Origin of the sequence: Mesorhizobium sp. M0815 (assembly GCF_040319995.1) — a bacterium.
GTDB lineage: Bacteria > Pseudomonadota > Alphaproteobacteria > Rhizobiales > Rhizobiaceae > Mesorhizobium.
This window is the reverse complement of the sequence record NZ_JAMYOU010000005.1, coordinates 105924-125604: the sequence shown is the minus strand read 5'-3', so window position 1 is coordinate 125604 and position 19681 is coordinate 105924. Positions and strand designations below refer to the sequence as shown.

The following is a 19681-nucleotide window of genomic DNA, read 5'->3' as shown; positions in this document are numbered from 1 at the left end:
AGCCGCTGCCCATACCAATGCGGCAACAACTGTGGTACTGCGCCGCCAATCCTGAAAATCCGGAAAAGCTTTGATGTCCGCCCCTCGTGTCAGCTTCGTCAGTCTTGGATGCCCGAAAGCCCTTGTGGATTCGGAACGCATCATCACGCGCCTGCGCGCCGAAGGCTACGAGATCGCCCGCAAGCACGACGGCGCCGACCTGGTCGTCGTCAACACCTGTGGCTTCCTCGATTCGGCCCGCGACGAATCGCTCAACGCCATCGGCTCGGCACTTTCGGAGAATGGCAAGGTCATCGTCACCGGCTGCCTCGGCGCCGAACCGGACGTCATCCGTGAAAGACATCCCAACGTCCTCGCCATCACCGGCCCGCAAGCTTATGAAAGCGTGATGGCGGCAGTGCATGAGGCCGCTCCCCCGAGCCACGATCCCTATATCGACCTTTTGCCGCCGCAGGGCGTCAAGCTCACGCCGCGCCACTATGCCTATCTCAAGATTTCGGAAGGCTGCAACAACCGCTGCACCTTCTGCATCATCCCGGCGCTGCGCGGCGATCTCGTATCGCGGCCGGCCGCCGACGTGTTGCGCGAGGCCGAGAAGCTGGCCAAGGCCGGGGTCAAGGAGATCCTCGTCATCTCGCAGGACACCAGCGCCTACGGCATCGACATCAAATACCAGACCAGCATGTTCGGCGATCGCGAAGTGCGGGCGAAATTCCTCGATCTGTCGGAAGAGCTGGGTAAGCTCGGTGTCTGGGTGCGCATGCACTATGTCTATCCCTATCCGCATGTCGCCGACGTCATCCCACTGATGGCCGAAGGCACTATCCTTCCTTATCTCGATATCCCGTTCCAGCACGCCTCGCCGCAGGTGCTGAAGAACATGCGCCGGCCCGCCCATGGCGAGAAGACGCTCGAGCGCATTCGCGGCTGGCGCGAGATCTGTCCGGATCTCGCCATTCGCTCCACCTTCATCGTCGGTTTCCCCGGCGAGACGGACGACGATTTCGAGATGCTGCTCGACTGGCTGGACGAGGCCAGGATCGATCGTGCCGGCTGCTTCAAATACGAGCCGGTCAGAGGCGCCCGTTCCAACGAGCTCGGCCTCAAGCAAGTGCCGCAGGAGGTCAAGGAAGCCCGCTGGCACCGCTTTATGCAGCGCCAGCAGAAGATTTCGGCAACGCAGCTCGCCAAGAAAATCGGCAAGCGCCTGCCGGTACTGATCGACGAAGCACATGGCAATTCGGCCAAGGGCCGGACCAAATACGATGCGCCCGAAATCGACGGTGCGGTGCATATCCAATCGCGGCGGCCGTTGCGCGCCGGCGACATCGTCACGGTCAAGATCGATCGTGCCGACGCTTACGACCTCTACGGCTCGGCGGTCTGATATCACTCAATCCAAAACAAAAAGGGCGCCGCGTGGCGCCCTTTCGTTCGATGTGTTTCCGGTTGCTTACTGTGGCAGCTTGTCGTCGACGCCCTTCACGTAGAAATTCATCCCAAGCAGCGTGCCGTCGTCAGCGACCTCGCCGTCCTTCAGCCATGGTGTGCCGTCCTGCTTGGCGATCGGCCCGGTGAAGGGATTCCAGCCGTCGGCTATCTTCTTGGTGGTGGCCTCGGCCATCGCCTTGACGTCGTCGGGCATATTGGTGAACGGCGCCAGCTTGACGGCGCCGTCCTTGATGCCGAGCCAGACATTGTCGGGCTTCCAGGTGCCGTCGAGCGCCGCCTGGACCCGGCTGATGTAGTACGGGCCCCACTCGTCGGTCAGCGAGGTCAGCTGCGCGTGCGGCGCGAACTTGATCATGTCGGAGGACTGGCCGAAGCCGTGCAGCTTGCGCTCCTCCGCCACCTGCAAAGCAGCGGTCGAGTCGGTGTGCTGGACGATGATGTCGGCGCCTTGGTCGAACAATGCCTTGGCTGCGTCGGCTTCCTTGCCCGGATCGAACCAGGAGTTCACCCAGACGATCTTCGCCTTGAAGTTCGGGTTGATCGACTGCGCGCCGAGCATGAAGGAATTTATGCCCATCACCACTTCCGGGATCGGGAAGGAAACGATGTAGCCGGCGACGCCCGACTTCGATTGCTTGGCGGCGATCTGGCCAAGCACGTAGCGGCCTTCATAGAAACGCGCATTGTAGATGCCGAGATTTTCGGCCGTCTTGTAGCCGGTGGCGTGCTCGAACATCACCTTGGGGAATTTCTTGGCGATCTTCACTTCCGGGTCCATGAAACCGAAGGACGTGCCGAAAATGATCTTGCAACCTTCGCGTGCCAGGCGTTCGAAGGCGCGATCGGCGTCGGGGCCTTCGGAGACGTTCTCGAGATAGGCGGTCTCGACCTTGTCGCCGAGTGCCTTTTCCACCTCGAGGCGGCCTTGGTCGTGCTGGTAGGAGTAACCGAAATCGCCTATCGGGCCGGTATAGACCCAGCAGGCCTTCAACTTGTCCGCCGCCTCGGCTGACGCCGCCAGTGACAATGCGGCCGTCGTCGCCATCAGGGCAATAAGCAGTTTTTTCATTGTGTTACCTCTCTGAGTTAAGCCTTGGAGCTTCCGTCTTTTTGTTGTCAACGATCCGGAACGAATGGCTGCCCCAGGGAAGCCGGCGTGTTCATCATCGTCAGACGCTTGTTGCGGGAGATTAGAACGAGAACCACGACGGTTGCCAGATAGGGCAGCGAAGAAAGCAGTTGCGAGGGGACCGGAATGCCAAATGCCTGTGCATGAAGCTGGCCGATCCAGACCGCGCCGAAGATATAGGCGCCGGCCAACACCCGCCATGGCCGCCAGGAGGCGAAGACGACCAGAGCCAGCGCGATCCAGCCGCGGCCGGCGGTCATGTTCTCCACCCATTGCGGTGTGTAGACCAGCGATAGATGACCGCCGGCGAGGCCGGCACAAGCGCCGCCGAAAATCACTGAGAGATAGCGGTAACGGATGACGTGGATGCCAAGCGCATGGGCGGATGCATGGCTGTCGCCGATCGAACGCAGAGTGAGCCCGGTGCGGGTCTTGAACAGGAACCACATGACGGCGGCGGTCAGCGCGATCGAGATGTAGAAGATCGGATCCTGACCGAACAGCAGCCTGCCGACGATGGGGATTGCGGTCAGGCCGGGAATATCGAGGTTGGGCAATCTCTCACCGGGCTGGCCGACAAAATTCGTCCCCATCATGCCGGAAAGGCCGAGGCCAAGCAGCGTCAGCGACAGGCCGGTGGCCACCTGATTGGTGGCCAGCGACAGGGTCATGAGGGCGAACAGAAGCGAGAACACTGCCCCCATGGCAATTGCCGCCAACAGCCCTATCCACGGCGAGCCGGTCAGATAGCCGGCGCCGAAGCCGCCGACCGCACCCATGATCATCATTCCTTCGACGCCGAGATTGAGCACGCCGGAACGTTCGACCACCAGTTCGCCGATCGCCGCTATCAGCAGCGGCGTCGCCGCCGTCGCGATGGTCAAGAGGATGTTGACGGTGATGTCCATCAGCGGGCTTCCTCCAGCTTCGGTGCTGCCTCGAGTTTCGGCGCGGCAAAGCCGATTAGGCGGATGCGATAATGAATGAGCGTGTCGCAGCCGAGCACGAAGAACAAAAGCATGCCTTGGAACACGCGCGCCACCTTGTCGGAGATGCCGAGCGCGCTTTGCACCGCCTCGCCGCCGAGATAGGTCAGCGCCAGCACAAGGCCGGCGGCAACGATGCCGAGCGGATTGAGCCGGCCGAGGAATGCCACGATGATGGCGGTAAATCCGTAGCCGGGCGAGATCACCGGCTGCAGCTGGCCGATGGCGCCAGAGACCTCCGAAATGCCGGCAAGTCCGGCCAGCGCGCCCGACAGCAGAAAGGCAAAGAAAACCATGCGGCTCAGGCCGAAACCGGCGAAGCGCCCTGCCCTCGGGCTCGAGCCGAGCACGCGGACCTCAAAGCCTTTCAGCATCCGGCTCATCAGGATCCAGATCAGTACTGCCGCGATCAGCGCGAAGACAAATCCCCAGTTCGCCCTGCCGGATTCCGGGAGGAGTTCCGGCAGTATGGCCGAGTCGTTGAACTGGATGGTCTGCGGGAAACCGTGGCCTTGCGGATCGCGCCACGGCCCGCGCACCAGCCAATCGAGGAAGAGCTGGGCGACATAGACCAGCATCAGGCTGGTCAGGATCTCGTTGGTGTTGAAGCGCGTCTTCAGCAGTGCCGGAATTGCGGCATAGGCGGCCCCGCCGACCATGCCGAGCAGAAGCATCAGCGGCAGCACCAATGGACCTTCGAACTGCGGAAACAGCACGGGAATGATCGAGCCGACAATGCCGCCCAGGATGAACTGGCCTTCGGCGCCGATGTTCCAGATGTTTGCCTTGTAGCAGACCGACAGCCCGACCGCGATCAGGATCAGGGGGGCGGCCTTGATCGCCAGCTCATGCAACTGCCAGACTTGGCTGATCGGTTCAATGAAGTAGATGCGGAACGCCGTCAACGGGTTGACGCCGAGCAGCGCGAACATGATAGCACCAGCAATGATCGTCAAAACGAAAGCGATGAACGGCGAGAGTGCCGAAAACAGCATCGAGCGCTGCGGGCGTTTTACAAGTTCGAGGCGCATCAAGCCGTCTCCAACGTATGTTCGGCATGCCCGGGTTCTGAGCCGCCCATCAGCAGCCCGATCTTCTCGAATGTCGCTTCAGTTATCGGCAGCGGCCTCGACAGTTCGCCATTGTGCATGACCGTGATCGCATCGGAAATCTCGAACAGCTCGTCGAGGTCCTGGCTGATCACCAGCACCGCCGAGCCGCTGCGCGCTAGCTCGATCAGCGCCTGCCGGATGTGGGCCGCCGCACCCGCGTCGACCCCCCAGGTCGGCTGATTGACCACCAGGACGCTTGGCCGGCGGTCGAGTTCGCGGCCGACGATGAATTTCTGCAGATTGCCGCCCGAAAGAGCCGCAGCCTCCGGATCCGGCGCGCTCTTGCGCACGTCCATCGCCTTTATGATGCGCTGGGCAGCGGAATAGATTGCATCGCTCTTGACCATTCCACCAGCGCCGACAAGCATCTTGCCGTCGGTGGCGTGGCGCGACAGGAGCAGGTTCTCCGAAAGCTTCATGCGGGGTGCTGCGCCATGGCCGAGCCGCTCTTCCGGGACGAAGGCAGCGCCCATCAGGCGCCTGCCGGTGATGGTGAGGCCTCCGGCATCCTTGCCGCGGATGCGGACCGAGCCGGCATCCTGCTGCAGCACCTCGCCGGAAACGGATTCGAAGAATTCGCCCTGGCCGTTGCCGGCCACACCGGCAATGCCGATCACCTCGCCGGCGCGGACCTCGAGATTGATGTTCCTGAGCGGGATCGAGAACGGGGTCGCCGGCTTGCGGGTGAGTTCGCGGATTTGAAGCAGCACCGGCGCGGTCTCGATATCTTCGGCCGGCGCCCGCACCACAGCCTGAACCTCGTTGCCCACCATCATCCGCGCCAACGAAGACGCGGTTTCCTGGCGCGGATTGCAATGGCCGACCACCTTGCCGTGACGCAGCACGGTGGCGCGGTCGCAAATGCGTTTGACCTCTTCCAGCCGGTGCGAAATGTAGAGGATGGATTTTCCTTCCGAACGCAGCCGCTCGAGCGTCTCGAACAGCTTATCGGCTTCCTGCGGCGTCAGCACCGAAGTCGGCTCGTCCAGGATGATGAGTTGCGGCGTCTGCAGCAGGCAGCGGATGGTTTCGATACGCTGACGCTCGCCGACCGACAGATCACCGACCAGCGATAGCGGATCGAGAGGCAGGCCATAACTGTAGGAGAGCGCCCTCGCCTTGGCCGCGATCGTGCTGATCGGCGAGCCGTCATCCAGCGACAGCGCGATGTTCTCCGCCGCCGTCAGCGCCTCGAACAGCGAAAAATGCTGGAAAACCATGCCGATGCCGAGCTTTTTTGCGGTGCCGGGGCTGGTGATCCGGACTGCCTGGCCATTCCAGAAAATCTCGCCGGAATTCGGTTCCAGCGATCCGAACAACATTTTCACCAGCGTCGACTTGCCGGCGCCGTTCTCGCCAAGCAACGCATGGATCTCGCCCTTGGCGATGTTGAGATCGACATGGTCGCACGCCGTCAGCGTGCCGAATATCTTGGTGAGGCCGCGAACCTCCAGCAGGTTTGCGCCGTCTTGATCTGCACTCACGGTGCCTCCATCCGGTTTGCCAGATATGTTCTGTGTTCCCGCAAGCATCGTATGCGCGCCCTGCTCTCGACGGTAAGCGCCTCACGACTTGAAAGAGCTTCAAGAATTTCAGCGGAAACTCAAGCGGTAAAGCGCAGTTCGCAAGAACCGCGGCGTCGGCGGGCCGAAACTGCGGGCGCTCAAGGGATAAGTATCGTTGTCCCGGTCGTCCTGCGCCCTTCGAGATCGGAATGCGCCTTGCCGGCATCGCTGAGCGCGTAACGCTGATTGATCTTGATCTTGACTGCACCGCTGAGCACGACATCGAACAAGGCGGCGGCGGAAGCCTCGAGGTCCTCGCGCTTGGCATTATAGACGAACAGCGTCGGCCGCGTTGCGAACAACGAGCCCTTCTGCGCCAGCAATGAGATGCTGAAGGGCGGGATCGGCCCAGATGATTGACCGAAGCTGACGAACGTGCCGAGCGGCCGCAGGCAATCGAGCGAGGCCGGGAATGTATCGTTGCCGACGGAATCGTAGACCACGTCGCATTTCTTGCCACCGGTGATGGCGGCAACACCGGCGACGAAATCCTGCTCGCGATAGTTGATCACGTGGTCGAAGCCGTGGGCCTTGGCGAGCTCGATCTTGTCGGTGGAACTCGCGGTGCCGATCACCGTCGCGCCGAGATGCTTGGCCCATTGGCCGAGGATCAGCCCGACACCGCCTGCCGCCGCATGAAACAGAATCGTGTCGCCGGCCTTCACTTTGAAGGTACGGCGCAACAGGTACTCGGCGGTCATGCCCTTCAGCATCATAGCCGCGGCCTGTTCGTCGCTGATGCCGCCGGGCACCGTCACCACGCGGTCGGCGGCGATCACGCGCTGCCCGGCATAGGCGCCGGTGGTCACCGCATAGGCGACGCGATCCCCGGGCATCAGCCAGTCGACATCTGTGCCGACCTCCAAAACCACGCCGGCCGCCTCACCGCCGGGGATCAGCGGAAATCCGCCCTGCGGCGGATAAAGGCCCGAGCGATAATAGACGTCGATGAAATTGAGACCGATCGCGGTGTGCCTGACCAGAATCTGCCCCGAGCCCGGCTGCCCGGGATCGGTATCCTCATACGTCAGGACCTCCGGACCGCCATTGGCGTGGATGCGGATCGCTTTGGACATTTTCCAGCTCTCTTGGGATCAGGCTTTCTTGTCCGGCTTGGCGCCGAGATTTGGAAAGAACTGCATGATAGCGCCGATGCAAGCTAGGTAAAGCCCGGTGACCGTAATTCCGATCTTGATGAAATCGCTGACCTGCTCGCCCAGCACGCCGATCTTGTCATAGAAGGAGGCAAGCGCGGCCTGCGCCAGCGCCAGCGCGCCGAAAGCACACCAAAGCAGCGTCATGCCGAGATTGATGGGCCGCAGCCGTTTCACCCGCACCGGATGGATGAAATTGATCGGCACGAAGGTGAGAATGCCGGCCACCACGACCACGGCGAACGAAACCCATTGTCCGGGTTCGATGACGAACAGCGTGAACACCACCATGTTCCAGACGACTGGAAAGCCCTTGAAGAAATTCTCCTTCGTCTTCATGCCGGTATCGGCATAGTAGATTGCGCTCGACACCACGATGATCGCCGCCGACAGGAACGACAGGCGCTCGCCCATGAAGCCGCGCTGATAGAGCGCGAAGGCTGGAATCAGCACGTAGGTCACGTAGTCGATGATGTTGTCGAGGAGTTCGCCCGACCATGTCGGCAGGATTTCCTTGACGTCGAGCTTCCTGGCGATCGGCCCGTCGATGCCGTCGACGAACAGCGCCAGCCCTAGCCACCAGAACATCGCCGTCCAGCGCTGCTCGCTTGCTGCGACCAGCGACAGAAACGCCAGGAATGAGCCCGACGCGGTCAAGAGATGGACCGAGAACGCCCGCGCCTGCGGCCATGTGACTTTCTTCTTCGGCCGCGGAATCCGGTCGGCGATTTTCCTGGCCGTCGTCTTCTTGCTCACGGTCCCCGCCAGTCCAGCTTGCAGATTTCGGCCGAGCGGCCGGCAAAGTTCCAGTTGCGGCCAAAGGCCCGCATTTTGCTCCTGTCGGATTTGGCGACGATGATCTCCGGCGCGATCCAGTATTCCGAATTGGTGATGACCGTATCCTTGTCGCGATCCTTGCCGGTGATCGGCGTCACCGCGCCATCGATGATCTTCGGTATCTGAAAGATGCGCGTTTTCTCACGCGTCTCGTAGGTGATCGGCACCTGCTCGGCGCCGAGGAACTGTCCGACCAGGATCGAGAGCAGCGATGTGGTTCCGCCGGCCTTGCCGGTGAATATCTTCGTCAGTGCCTTCACAGCGTAGACCGAGGCGCGCTTGTCGATGAACAGGCCGGCAGTCCAATTGCCGCGGCTCATATAGCCGGGGATTTCCATGACCAGCCCAAGATTGAGACCAGACAGGTCGACCTCGCCGAAATGGCCGGCATCGATGCGGAATCCGGCCCAGGTCTGGCAATAGCCTTCTGTCGGCGGATGATTGCCGAGCGACAGCACGCAAGGGCAAAAAACCGTGCAATTGCAGGAGAGGACGAGCTCTCCCTTCATTGCCCAGTTTTGGTCTGTCATCGAATTCTCCCCCTCATGTCGAGACTACTAGCAGCGTGGCTGCCCAGACAAGCAGTATCGCGCCGGCCAGCCGCGTCGGCAGATTGCCTGCCGTCTGTTTTTCGACCAGGCTAAACAGGCCGATGAGCGCCATCCAGAACACGTTCATCACGCCGACGGCAAACATTACCAGCATCAGCGCCCAGCAGCATCCAAGGCACCACAGGCCCTGCTCCATGCCGAGCCGGAAAATGCGAATGGGCCTGGCGCTCCAGTTGGCGAACAGGACCGAGAACGGATTTCTGCACTTCTCCAGACAGGCTTCCTTCAGCCAGCTGAACTGATAGAGACCAGCGATCGACAGCGCGGCTGCTCCGGCAATTCCAACCGCCGGATCGAGCATCTGCCCGGGTGACGCGAATGCATCGACTGCTAGCGTCAGGGCTGCGAACATTGCCGAGGCGGCAAGCCAGACGCTTAAATATCCAGCGACGAGGACCAACGGATGGGCGACCGGCTCCCTCTTGATCCTGGCGGTATCTGCGATCTCGCAATAGGTCCGGATCATCGGCGCCGCGGAGGGCAGCATGGTCGCGATGGCCATCAACAGCCACATCGCGGTGAGTGCCCCGCCTTGCGCGCCTAGGCTTGCGTGAAGCGGCGCCGGCGCAAGGCAGAGGGCGAAGAAACGCGCAAGGAAATCCGGCAGCGGCAGTTGCGGCAGATATCTCAGCATAGTGTCACCGGGTGCATCGGTGCCCGGGAGCCGGCTTACGGCACCACGAACTGCAATTGCGCCGAGAAGGAGCCATGCAAGGGCGATGCCCATGCCAGCAACAACGCTCACCGTCAGTCGAGGGCTGCGCGCAACGCTCGCCATCGCACGGCCGATACCGTCCAGGTGGCTGAAATCGTCTTGTTGGCCGGTCATGGCAACCGAATGGGCCGAATCGCCGCGTTGATCAAGCGACATCACCTGACCTATATGGACCGGCAGGTCGGATAGGCCTCACCTCGCAATCGGGAAGCCGAATTTGGATCATCGGGAAACAGCACGGATACTCGTTGCCGGCAGCGGCCCCGCAGGGCTGATCGCGGCGTTTGGCTTTGCCGAGACCGGCTTTCCGGTGACGCTCGTCGGACCCGAGGCAGCCGGCCCCGATGCCCGGACGACAGCCTTGATGAACCCTGCCCTGAAGATGTTAGAACGGCTCGGGATCCTGGATAGAATCAGGCCGCACGCAGCGCCGCTCAAGGTGATGCGCATCGTCGATGCAACAAGCCGGCTGATCCGCGGCCCGACAGTGACCTTTCGCGCCAGCGAGATCGACGAAGAGCAATTCGGACTGAACGTGCCCAACAGCGTTCTCAACCGCGCGCTAGCCGAGGCTGTCGGCGCGCATGCGGGCATCGAGTGGCGAAAGTCGATGGTGGAGGCATGGCGCCTCGATGCCGACCATGCCCATGCCGTTCTCGCCGACGGCAGCGAGATTGAGGCGTCGTTGGCGGTTGCCGCCGATGGCCGTCAGTCGCCGGCCCGCGAGGCAGCCGGCATCCGGACATCGGTCCGATCCTATCCGCAGGCGGCGCTGGTGCTCAATTTCGGTCACCGCAGCGACCATGCCTTTACTTCGACCGAATTCCACACCGAGACCGGTCCGTTCACACAGGTTCCCCTGCCCGGCAACCGGTCCAGCCTTGTCTGGGTGCTCAAGCCCGATACCGCCAGGGACCTTGCAGCACTTGACGACGCCGAGCTTTCGACGCGGGTCGAACAGCGGATGCAATCGATGCTGGGCCGCGTGTCGGTTGAGCCCGGCCGACAGGTCTACCCCCTTTCAGCCGTGAGCCCGTGGCGGTTTGCGCAGCACCGCGTGGCGCTTGTCGGCGAAGCCGCCCATGTGTTTCCCCCAATCGGCGCGCAAGGCCTTAATCTCGGCATCAGGGACATCGACGACCTGATTGGTACCGCAAGCAGAAATCGCTCGGACCCGGGCGCCGCCAAGGCGCTTGCGACCTATGATTTCAAGCGGCGGCCGGACATCCTGGCACGCAGCAGCGCGGTCAACCTGCTCAACATGTCGTTGCTTTCCGACATGCTGCCGGCCCAGTTGGCGCGCAGCGCTGGTCTTGGCGTGCTTGAAGGGTTTGCGCCGTTGCGGGCGTTTTTTATGCGCGAGGGTCTGCGACCCGGCAGCGGTTTTGCGGCATTTTTTGGTGGATTGCGAAAACCGGCTGAGCGCTAGCGATCTTGGGTACCGCCCTTGCTCCGCATCTTGCGAACTCAACCCGGCGTCACGCGCTTCGGGATTGAATTGACGCAGAGTCTGCGCCAAATAACGAACATGTCGACGGCAAGGTCTGGACCAATCTTTGCCGGACCGATGCGTTAGAGTCTAAAGTCTTGGAGCGTTCCTTGCGTGTTCCAGGATGCGTGGCGTCCAAGAAGTTCAAGTGGTGAGTGCGATGAAGACAGCCAAATTCTCGATCGGACAGGTGGTTCGCCACCGGCTGTTTCCGTTCCGCGGCGTCATTTTCGATGTCGACCCGCAATTCGCCAACACCGACGAATGGTACGAGGCGATCCCCGCTGACGTGCGGCCGCGCAAGGACCAGCCCTTTTATCATCTGCTCGCCGAGAATTCGGAAACGGAATACATCGCCTACGTGTCCGAGCAGAATTTGCTCGAGGACCGGTCGGGCGAACCGGTCCGGCATCCACAGATAGGTGAGATGTTCGAGAAGAGGCCGGACGGGCGCTACGAACCGAAGCACCAATCGAGACATTGATGACTTAGCTAGGGCTTGGCCGGCTTGAGACATGGCTGGACCCGACAATCACCCGGTTCAGCAAAAAAAGCGGGGCATGAACCCCGCTTTTTGTTTGTTCGAAAACCCGTCGATCAGTTGGCGGCAGTCGATCAGTTGGCGGCCTTCGCCTTTTCCTGCTCTTCCTTGAGCTTCTTGGCAAAATCCTGGTTGTTCTTGGCGACGAACTCCTGGAGCTTCTTCTGCCGGTCCTCGATGTCCGACTGCTGCAGCGGCGGGCCGTCGAAGGCGCCGCTGAAGCCGGTCAGCGCAATCTTGATCGGATTCGGCTGGTTCTGGAAATTGATCGAGGTCAGTGTCAGCGCCGATCCCTTCTTGAAGGATGCGACGAGCTGATCGGTCAGCGGCACTTCCGCCACGCAGCGGTCCGGGAAGCAGATCACATAGTCGAGCTTCTGCGCCTTGCCGCCGTCGATCTGGAGGCCGATGCCGGGAGGAACCAGCCGGCCGGTCGGAACCGTCACCTGGAACACCTTGCGGTTCACCTTGCCCTTCAATTCGATCAGGCTGACGCCGGTGATGAGCTGGCCGTTGCCGGCGGTGGTGATGTTCTGGACATTGCAGATGTCGACGTCTTCCTGCTTGGTGCAGGCCTTGAACCAGCCTTGCGGAATCTGCTGTTGCTGCTGCGCGGAAGCAGCGGGAATCCCGGCGCCGAGAATGCCGACCACGCCAGCGGCCATGACCGACGGGCGGTACGCGTTGCTGTTCAGGCTGGTCATGTCGTGCATTCCTCTCAAATGATCCCGGAACCGGCTTTTTCGCGCCGTGTGGTCCAGCTACCTGTTGCCGAAATGAGGCAACAGAATGACTTCGGACGGCGTGTTACACTGCAAGCGATGCCGAATCCAGCCCGAGCCTCGCGAATCTTGGCCGAAGGATTGGCTCAGGGGGTTGGCCGGTGCACGACCGGCTCATGTATGCTGCGCATCGAATCGGGAAGGAGACGGTCATGGGCCGCGTTGTCATTTGGCTGATCGCCACAATGTTGTTTGTCGGCCTTTCCCTGCAACCGACCCTGTCGGAACCGAAGCACGCGCTTGCCATGCAGGGCGAGCCGGCGCTGCCGGCCGACTACAAGCATTTCAACTACGTCAACCCCGACGCGCCGAAGGGCGGCAGCATTACCTAAAGCGTCGTCGGAAGCTTCGCCAATCTGAATCCAGTCATAATGAAAAGCCTGCGCACCACGGCGCGCGGCATGATGGATCAAGCCTTTGGCAATCTCGTCTTCGAGCCGTTGATGCAGCGCAACTACGACGAGGCCTTCAGTCTCTACGGCCTGCTAGCCGATACCGCCGACATGGATCCCGAGCGCAAGGGCATCGAATTCCACCTCGATCCCAGGGCCAAATGGTCGGACGGCGAACCGGTGACGCCGGAAGACGTGTTGTTCACCTATGACGTCTTCACCGAGAAGGGCCGGCCACCTTACAGCCAGCGGATGAAAGCGATTGCCAAGCTCGAAAAGACCGGCGACCGCAGCGTGCGCTTCACCTTCAACGACAAGGCCGACCGCGAATTTCCGCTGATCATTGCGCTGACGCCGATCATCCCGAAACACGCTTTCAACAAGGACACATTCGACAGGACCACGCTGAAGCCGGTGGTCGGCAGCGGCCCTTACACGGTGGCGCAAGTCGTGCCTGGCCAGCGCATCGTGTTCAAGCGCAATCCGGACTATTGGGGCAAGGACGTTTCGTCCAAGCGCGGCTTCGACAATTACGACCAGATCACCATCGAATATTTCCTCAACGCCAACGCCAAGCAGGAAGCGTTCAAGAAAGGCATCTGCGCCATCGACGACGACAGCGACCCGGTCAAACGCGAGCGCGATCTCGACTTTCCGGCCTTCCACCGGGGCGAGGTCATCGCCGAAACTTTCGACACCGGCATTCCGCCGGTGGTCAACGGTTTTCTGTTCAACACGCGGCTGCCGAAATTTTCCAATCCGGTCGTGCGGCGTGCGCTCGGCATGCTCTACGATTTCGAATGGGCCAACAAGAATCTATTCGGCGGCAAATACACGCGAACGATGAGCTTTTGGCAGAATTCCGAACTCTCCGCGCTCGGCCACCCGGCCAGCGAAAAGGAAAAGGCCCTGCTGGCCCCCTACCCCGGCCGCGTGCCTGCAGATGTCATGGACGGCACCTACAGGCCGTCTGTCACCGACGGCTCTGGCCAGGACCGCAAGGTGCTGAAGGCCGCATTCGAGCTGCTGAAGAGCGCAGGCTATACGGTGCAGGACGGCGCGATGCTCGATCCCGAGGGAAAGCCGTTCGGTTTCGAGATCCTGACCGCCTCGCAGGACGAAGAGCGACTTGCCGCTATCTATCAGCGCACGCTTGAGAAGCTCGGCATCGATGTCGGTATCCGCAGCCTCGACGGTGATCAGATCCAGTCGCGCAAGCAGCGTTTCGATTTCGAGGTGCTGGTCGGCTCGACCGGTTTCAACAACTCGCTGTCGCCCGGTATCGAGCAAACCGGGCGCTGGGGATCCGCTGCCGCCAAGGCCGAAGGCTCGTTCAACCTCGCCGGCGTCGCCGATCCGGCGGTGGACGCGGCGATCGAGGCGATGTTGAGAGCTCGCTCGAAGGAGGACTATGTCGCCGCCGTCCGCGTCCTCGACCGGCTGTTGATCTCCGGTAACTACATGGTGCCGACGCAGCACAACAACCGGCAATGGCTCGCTTATTGGAACTATCTGGAACATCCGCAAAAGACGCCCATATACGGTTATCAGTTGCCGACCTGGTGGCGCAAACCGAAGTGACCTCTTCAGAACAGGAGATCAAGATGAACGACGAGAACTCGATTACCGTCGATGTGGTCTCCGACGTCGTCTGCCCCTGGTGCTTTATCGGCCAGAAACGGCTCGACAAGGCGATTGCCGCCGTCGATATCGACGTTCACATCCGCTGGCGGCCCTTCCAGCTCGACCCGACGATTCCGCCCGAAGGCAAGAACCGCCGCGACTACATGGTGGCGAAATTCGGCAGCGAGCAACGCATCCGCGAAATCCATGCCCGGATCGAGCCGTTGGGCGAGGCTGAAGGGATTTCCTTTGCCTTCGACGCCATCAAGGTCGCGCCCAATACGCTGGATGCGCACCGGCTCATTCGCTGGGCCGGGACTGCCGGCGAGGCCGTTCAGAACCGGCTGGTGCGCCGGCTGTTCCAGCTGAATTTCGAGGAAGGCGCCAATCTCGGCGATCATGCCGTGCTGATCGAAGCCGCCCGCGAGGCCGGCATGGATGCCTCCGTGGTCGAAACGCTGCTGCCGACCGACGCTGATGTCGAGGCGGTGCGCACCGAAATCGCCACCGCTTCGCGCATGGGCATATCGGGCGTGCCGTGCTTTCTGCTTGAGGGCAAATATGCCGTAATGGGAGCCCAGGACGCCGATACGCTTGCCGATGCGATCCGCCAGGTTGCAGCGGCCAAGGCACGCGGCGAGCTGGAAACGGCCAACTGAGCCGGACTATTTCACCGTCACCTTGGCCTTGCTGACGAAAAAGCCATGGCCATGCTTGCCGGTGCAGGTCAATCCCTTGGTGGATGACTGGCAGGAAAACGGCCCCTTGCTCCAGCTATTGCCGTAGGCCAGCTTGGTGACGTCGCCGCAGCAGCCTTGCTCGCCCGGATACTTGATCAGCGTCGCCGGGCGTTTCGGCCCGAGGATGATGGTGATGTAGCTGGGCTCGACACGCGAACAGCTCAGCTCCGGTCCGCCATCCTGCGGCTCGTAGGTGCTGGTGCCGCCCTTCGGCGTATAGATGCAGCCGATATTGCCGGACGGAGTGTTGAACTCGACCTGCCCCTCGGCGTTTGCAGGAACGGTCTGGCTGCCGGCATATGTTTGCGGCAGCCAGGCAAATGTTGCGAGCATCGCGGCAAAAAAAGTCCGTGCAAGCATGAAGAACTCCCCCCGGTTCAAACGTGGATGCGCCCCGGCAGGTTCGATCCGTAGCGCATCATTGTCAAACGCAGTTTTGTTCGCGCTCTAAAAAAGCATGGTCTAATGGATGTTGGTCCGCATCCTAGACTGTGCCGGAGAAGTCATTGCTTGGCTGATTACGGGTTCGTGACAAGGCGGCTTCAACCACGAATCATACGGTCACGTTCTGGCCACCGACGAGGTCGGACCTGACCGTAAAGGCGGGCTGAAGATCGGTTCAGCTTGTGAAAATCGACTGCTGGACGGCGCTTCTATGTTCACAAAGCTGTGTGAAGACCTTCCCTAGGGGAAGGTGTCTACCTGCTCTGGGGCGGGCAAGTAACTGTTTGAAATTGCGTTGATATTCCGCCCCTCGAAACGTGACAGCTTAGCGCCGTGAGCATTCATTCTGTTGCTCCACTGCAACGGCCGGCCAGCCAATCCACCTGCGGCTGGAGAAAAGCTAATGGAAAATGATCAATTGGTGTTACTGTCCGTAACAAAAGAAAAACCGTTTGGGCGGGATAGTGATTCGGGTCGATAGACCAACGCGACATTCAATATCGGAAAAATGGCTCCGCGGTGCCGCAAGGCAGTCGCCCCTGACGCCCGTATCGTCGATGCGCAGCTTCTGGGGCCTGATGCGGGCCTACTGGTTCTCAGACAAGTGGGTGGAAGCCTGGACGCTGACACTGGTGATCGCGTTGCTCACCGCGCTCTCCAGCAAAGCCGACGTCTGGTTTACCGTGGCTGGGGCAGAGCTGGCGACTTCGATCGCTTTTTTCCACGATGCCGCGAATACCACGCCGCTCAAGACAGTACTGACCAATGCCGGTTTGCTCGTGCTGTTGGTCGTGCTCAAGGACATGGGCATCACAGGTACCTGCAAGTTTGTATCGGCGACATTGCATCGCAAATGGCGTGGCTGGCTGAACGGCCGCTTCAATGAGGCGCTACTCGACCCCAACCATTCACACTACCACGCCCAGCATGGCTCGTCCGGCACGGCAGCGCCCGATAACTTCGACCAGCGCGTGCAGGAATCGATCAAGGATATGACGGGCGGCGCTATCGGGCTTGCCATGGGCGTATTCAGTGTCTTCACCTCGCTCTACTTTGTCGGTGGAGCTTTGTTGGCAAATTCTGTGGAGGTAAAAGGACTCGAGTTCCTCGGCACCAACGGGAGCGTCGTGCATGATCTGCTGGCGGTAGCTATCTACGTGCCGTTCAACACCTGGATCGCAGTCAAACTCGGCGGAATGCTGGAGTCGCTCAACATCAGGATGCAGAAGGCCGAAGGCAGCTATCGCGGCGAACTGATCACGTTATTGCGCCGCAGCTTCCATATCGCGGCCTCGCAAGGCGAAAACGTGCAGAAGACGATACATGGCCGGCTCTATCTCGACATCGATAGCACGTGGTCGAGGTTCAACATCGTCAACACCATCTATTCCGGATTCGAATCGGTCTACAACTTTGTCGGTGCCAAAATTGTCGCTTACGGGCCTGGCCTGGTGCCGTTCATCCACAACGGCCTCGACCTCAAGGGTTACATAACATGTTCCGAACAAGTCAACGCGCTGATCAGTAAGTGTTCGTGGTTCATCCATGTCATGCCAAGTCTTGCCACGTTGCGGGCCAACAGCCAGCGCGTGACCGAACTCGCAAACGCGATCGAAAACGTCCAGCAGCCGCAGGAATTCTACCAGCAGACCGGCCGGTCCGACTTCCGCTACGATCGTCAGAACCCGGTCTTCGGCCTAACCATCCAGAAGCTCGAACTGGCGCATCAGGGTGAGGATGCAACGCCGTTCCTGAGTGCCGCGAACTTGCGCTTCCGGCGTGGCGAGTGGACGTTCCTCAAGGGCGAATCCGGTTGCGGCAAGACCTCGCTGATCAAGGCGATCAACGGGCTGTGGCCTTATGGCCGCGGCACCATCGTCTTCCCGGAAGGGGTCAGGAGTTTCTACGCCGCTCAGGAGGTGAAGTTGCAGCAGGTTTCGCTGAAGCAACTGGTCTGCCTGCCCGGTTCCGAACATGATTACGCCGACGTGCAGGTCGCATCCGCCCTGCACAAGGCCGGCCTCGGCGACTTCATCGAGCATCTGGCCGATGAGAGCCGTGAAGGAAAGATCTGGGATCAGATCCTTTCGGGTGGGCAAAAACAGAAGCTGGTCGTCGCCCGCATCGTGCTGCAGCAACCGGGACTGCTGTTCCTCGATGAAGCCACCGGCGCGCTCGACCCCGATGGAAAGATCGCCTTCCACCAAGCGATCAAGGACAATTGCCCCGACGCAACCGTGATCTCGATCATGCATGAGGCGACGCCGCCGAGATCGGTCGCGGGAACCGAATTCTACCACAGCGTGGTTGCGATCGCCGACGGCGTCGCCACCAAGAAGCCGCTGGTTCCGAGCTTGCCGGTCGAGCTCACCACCATCCTCACGCAGCCGACGCGGCCGGCCGAGGACAAATGGCTGCGCTTTCCCCGCCGGCTGAAGCAGAGATAGCCGCGGCACCACTGCCGGCATCCAGCCAGCCTGCCACGTAGCCCGATCACAGTCTCGCGATCCAGTCGGTTTGCCGCCGTTTTAACCCGCTCTCGTGATTGACTCGGCAAGGCGCGCTCCTATGTTGCGCCGGCTCGCAGAGATCCCAACCCGAACCCGCGAGCAGAAAGGTCACCGCGCCATGCCTGGCGACAGTCACAGTCGAACGCAACCGCCGTCCGCTTGACGTGACCTGACCGGCTCACGTCCTGCCGGACGGCAAGGAGTGAGCCATGAACGAGTTTTCCCCCGTTGCGGGCGGCGATGCCATCGCCATCGCTCGCGTACTTGCCAACGAACACGTCGCCGACATCGTCGAGGCCTTGAATCAGGAGCCCCGCGAGACAGCATCGGATCTGCTCTGCGAAGTGCCGTTCGAGCGGCTGGTCGAGATCTTCGACCAGCCTGAACTCGACGGCGCGTCCGAACTGGTCGAGGCGCTGCCCCGCAGCAGGGCAGGCAGGCTGCTTGCCGCCATGTCGGTCGACCGCGCCGCCGACATACTGCGCGCTCTGAACGAACCGGCTCGTTCCGAACTGCTTGGGTGCCTGGCGCCGCCGCTGCGCGCGACGCTGCTTGCCATTCTAGGCTACCCCGAGGGCAGCGCCGCCTCGCTCATGACGACCGAATATGTCAGCGTGCCGCCGGACTGGAGCGTGGCCCGCACACTGGATTACATCCGTAAGGTGGGTCGGACACGCGAAACCGTCTATGCGATCTACATCGTCGATCCCAAAACGCATGTCCTGTTGCGCTCGACCAGCTTGCGCCGGCTGATTGCCGGTGAGCCGGATGAGCTGATCATGGCGGTTGCGCCGGATCGCGCGCCTATTACCGTGTCGCCGCTGACCGATAGCGAGAAGGTCGCACAGCTGATCTCGAAATACGATCTGCTCGCCGTCCCGGTCGTGGACAACGGCAAACTCCTCGGCATTGTCACCATCGACGACATCATCGACACGATGATCGAGGAAACGACCGAGGACGTGCATCGCTTCGGCGGCATGGAAGCTCTGGATGAGCCCTACATGAAGATGAGCTTTCTGGCGATGATCCAGAAGCGCGCCGGTTGGCTATGCGCGCTGTTCGTCAGTGAGATGCTGACAGCCAACGCGATGCAGAGCTACGAGGGCGAGCTGGAAAAGGCGATCGTGCTGACGCTATTCATTCCATTGATCATGAGCTCCGGCGGCAATTCCGGCTCGCAGGCGACCTCGCTGGTCATCCGGGCGCTGGCGCTGCGCGAAATCGGCCTTGGCGACTGGTGGCGGGTGGCCCTGCGCGAGCTGCCGACTGGTCTGGTGCTTGGCTCGATCCTTGGCGTAGTCGGCGTTTGCCGCATCGCGCTCTGGCAGTATCTCGGCTTCTACGACTACGGCCCCCACTGGCCGCTGATCGCAATGACGATCGGCGCCACGCTGGTTGGCATCGTCACCTTCGGCTCGCTGTCTGGATCGATGCTGCCGTTCGCCCTGAAGCGCATCGGCTTCGATCCGGCCAGCGCATCGGCTCCGTTCGTCGCCACGCTGGTCGACGTCACCGGGTTGGTGATTTATTTTTCTGTGGCGCTGGTGATCCTGCGCGGAACGCTGCTGTAAAAAAACTCACGCACTTCCATCGCGG

Annotated in this window: 16 protein-coding genes and 1 pseudogene; 7 read left to right on the top strand and 10 right to left on the bottom strand. The window is 61.3% G+C overall.

What is annotated here, in order from left to right:
• Window positions 1-73: 73 nt before the first annotated feature.
• Window positions 74-1387, top strand: coding sequence for a 30S ribosomal protein S12 methylthiotransferase RimO (rimO, locus tag NKI01_RS08680; protein ID WP_352641841.1), 1314 nt, complete (start codon window positions 74-76; stop codon window positions 1385-1387).
• 66 nt (window positions 1388-1453) lie between these two features.
• Here the strand turns inward: rimO and NKI01_RS08675 are convergent, their stop codons facing one another.
• From NKI01_RS08675 to NKI01_RS08640, 8 genes are all read right to left on the bottom strand, one after another.
• The gene (locus NKI01_RS08675; RefSeq protein ID WP_352482565.1) at window positions 1454-2521 is read right to left on the bottom strand and encodes a BMP family ABC transporter substrate-binding protein; all 1068 of its coding nucleotides are present in this window, start codon (window positions 2519-2521) and stop codon (window positions 1454-1456) included.
• Window positions 2522-2568: 47 nt separating this feature from the next.
• Window positions 2569-3489, bottom strand: a complete 921-nt coding sequence (locus tag NKI01_RS08670; RefSeq protein ID WP_352482567.1) for an ABC transporter permease — start codon at window positions 3487-3489, stop codon at window positions 2569-2571.
• A complete protein-coding gene (locus NKI01_RS08665) occupies window positions 3489-4601 on the bottom strand; it encodes an ABC transporter permease (protein WP_352847942.1) in 1113 nt (370 codons plus the stop codon). The genes NKI01_RS08670 and NKI01_RS08665 overlap by 1 nt, the downstream gene beginning before the upstream one ends.
• Window positions 4598-6163 carry an ABC transporter ATP-binding protein gene (locus tag NKI01_RS08660; RefSeq protein WP_352962818.1) on the bottom strand — a complete coding sequence of 522 codons (1566 nt, stop codon included), beginning with the start codon at window positions 6161-6163 and terminating at the stop codon, window positions 4598-4600. Before NKI01_RS08660 ends, NKI01_RS08665 begins: the two co-directional genes overlap by 4 nt.
• 179 nt (window positions 6164-6342) lie before the next feature.
• Window positions 6343-7320 (bottom strand): quinone oxidoreductase family protein, encoded by a 978-nt coding sequence (locus tag NKI01_RS08655; protein WP_352962815.1) that lies wholly within the window; start codon window positions 7318-7320, stop codon window positions 6343-6345.
• An 18-nt stretch (window positions 7321-7338) separates the two neighbouring features.
• A complete protein-coding gene (gene pcsA, locus NKI01_RS08650) occupies window positions 7339-8115 on the bottom strand; it encodes a phosphatidylcholine synthase (RefSeq protein WP_502898973.1) in 777 nt (258 codons plus the stop codon).
• A 35-nt stretch (window positions 8116-8150) separates the two neighbouring features.
• A complete protein-coding gene (locus tag NKI01_RS08645) occupies window positions 8151-8765 on the bottom strand; it encodes a DUF1326 domain-containing protein (RefSeq protein ID WP_352962812.1) in 615 nt (204 codons plus the stop codon).
• Between the two features lie 13 nt (window positions 8766-8778).
• The gene (locus NKI01_RS08640) at window positions 8779-9717 is read right to left on the bottom strand and encodes a DUF2182 domain-containing protein (RefSeq protein WP_352962809.1); all 939 of its coding nucleotides are present in this window, start codon (window positions 9715-9717) and stop codon (window positions 8779-8781) included.
• Window positions 9718-9778: 61 nt separating this feature from the next.
• Between NKI01_RS08640 and NKI01_RS08635 the strand changes: the two genes are divergently transcribed.
• Both NKI01_RS08635 and hspQ read left to right on the top strand, forming a co-directional pair.
• On the top strand, window positions 9779-10990 hold the full coding sequence (locus NKI01_RS08635) for a UbiH/UbiF family hydroxylase (RefSeq protein WP_352962806.1): 1212 nt from the start codon (window positions 9779-9781) through the stop codon (window positions 10988-10990).
• Window positions 10991-11210: 220 nt separating this feature from the next.
• On the top strand, window positions 11211-11534 hold the full coding sequence (gene hspQ / locus NKI01_RS08630) for a heat shock protein HspQ (protein ID WP_352482577.1): 324 nt from the start codon (window positions 11211-11213) through the stop codon (window positions 11532-11534).
• A 131-nt stretch (window positions 11535-11665) separates the two neighbouring features.
• Here the strand turns inward: hspQ and NKI01_RS08625 are convergent, their stop codons facing one another.
• Entirely contained in the window at window positions 11666-12295 is a 630-nt protein-coding gene (locus NKI01_RS08625; protein ID WP_352962803.1) for an invasion associated locus B family protein, read from the bottom strand.
• A gap of 230 nt (window positions 12296-12525) precedes the next feature.
• On the opposite strand from NKI01_RS08625, the pseudogene NKI01_RS08620 reads away from it, so the two are divergent.
• Window positions 12526-14346: pseudogene (locus NKI01_RS08620) on the top strand (extracellular solute-binding protein).
• A 23-nt stretch (window positions 14347-14369) separates the two neighbouring features.
• Entirely contained in the window at window positions 14370-15047 is a 678-nt protein-coding gene (locus NKI01_RS08615) for a DsbA family oxidoreductase (protein WP_023717609.1), read from the top strand.
• A 6-nt stretch (window positions 15048-15053) separates the two neighbouring features.
• On the opposite strand, the gene NKI01_RS08610 is transcribed toward NKI01_RS08615, so the two are convergent.
• On the bottom strand, window positions 15054-15488 hold the full coding sequence (locus NKI01_RS08610; protein WP_023717610.1) for a hypothetical protein: 435 nt from the start codon (window positions 15486-15488) through the stop codon (window positions 15054-15056).
• 641 nt (window positions 15489-16129) lie between these two features.
• Between NKI01_RS08610 and NKI01_RS08605 the strand changes: the two genes are divergently transcribed.
• Both NKI01_RS08605 and mgtE read left to right on the top strand, forming a co-directional pair.
• Entirely contained in the window at window positions 16130-18019 is a 1890-nt protein-coding gene (locus NKI01_RS08605) for an ABC transporter ATP-binding protein/permease (protein WP_352962800.1), read from the top strand.
• 272 nt (window positions 18020-18291) lie between these two features.
• Window positions 18292-19656, top strand: a complete 1365-nt coding sequence (gene mgtE, locus NKI01_RS08600) for a magnesium transporter (protein ID WP_352962797.1) — start codon at window positions 18292-18294, stop codon at window positions 19654-19656.
• Window positions 19657-19681: the final 25 nt, after the last annotated feature.

Excerpts from the sequence above, each read along its gene's own strand:
- mgtE (WP_352962797.1), top strand. The coding sequence starts at position 18,292 with ATGAACGAGTTTTCCCCCGTTGCGGGCGGCGATGCCATCGCCATCGCT.
- NKI01_RS08610 (WP_023717610.1), bottom strand. The coding sequence starts at position 15,488 with ATGCTTGCACGGACTTTTTTTGCCGCGATGCTCGCAACATTTGCCTGG.
- NKI01_RS08655 (WP_352962815.1), bottom strand. The coding sequence starts at position 7,320 with ATGTCCAAAGCGATCCGCATCCACGCCAATGGCGGTCCGGAGGTCCTG.
- NKI01_RS08625 (WP_352962803.1), bottom strand. The coding sequence starts at position 12,295 with ATGACCAGCCTGAACAGCAACGCGTACCGCCCGTCGGTCATGGCCGCT.
- NKI01_RS08675 (WP_352482565.1), bottom strand. The coding sequence starts at position 2,521 with ATGAAAAAACTGCTTATTGCCCTGATGGCGACGACGGCCGCATTGTCA.
- NKI01_RS08640 (WP_352962809.1), bottom strand. The coding sequence starts at position 9,717 with ATGTCGCTTGATCAACGCGGCGATTCGGCCCATTCGGTTGCCATGACC.
- NKI01_RS08605 (WP_352962800.1), top strand. The coding sequence starts at position 16,130 with ATGCGCAGCTTCTGGGGCCTGATGCGGGCCTACTGGTTCTCAGACAAG.
- rimO (WP_352641841.1), top strand. The coding sequence starts at position 74 with ATGTCCGCCCCTCGTGTCAGCTTCGTCAGTCTTGGATGCCCGAAAGCC.
- NKI01_RS08615 (WP_023717609.1), top strand. The coding sequence starts at position 14,370 with ATGAACGACGAGAACTCGATTACCGTCGATGTGGTCTCCGACGTCGTC.
- NKI01_RS08670 (WP_352482567.1), bottom strand. The coding sequence starts at position 3,489 with ATGGACATCACCGTCAACATCCTCTTGACCATCGCGACGGCGGCGACG.
- hspQ (WP_352482577.1), top strand. The coding sequence starts at position 11,211 with ATGAAGACAGCCAAATTCTCGATCGGACAGGTGGTTCGCCACCGGCTG.
- NKI01_RS08645 (WP_352962812.1), bottom strand. The coding sequence starts at position 8,765 with ATGACAGACCAAAACTGGGCAATGAAGGGAGAGCTCGTCCTCTCCTGC.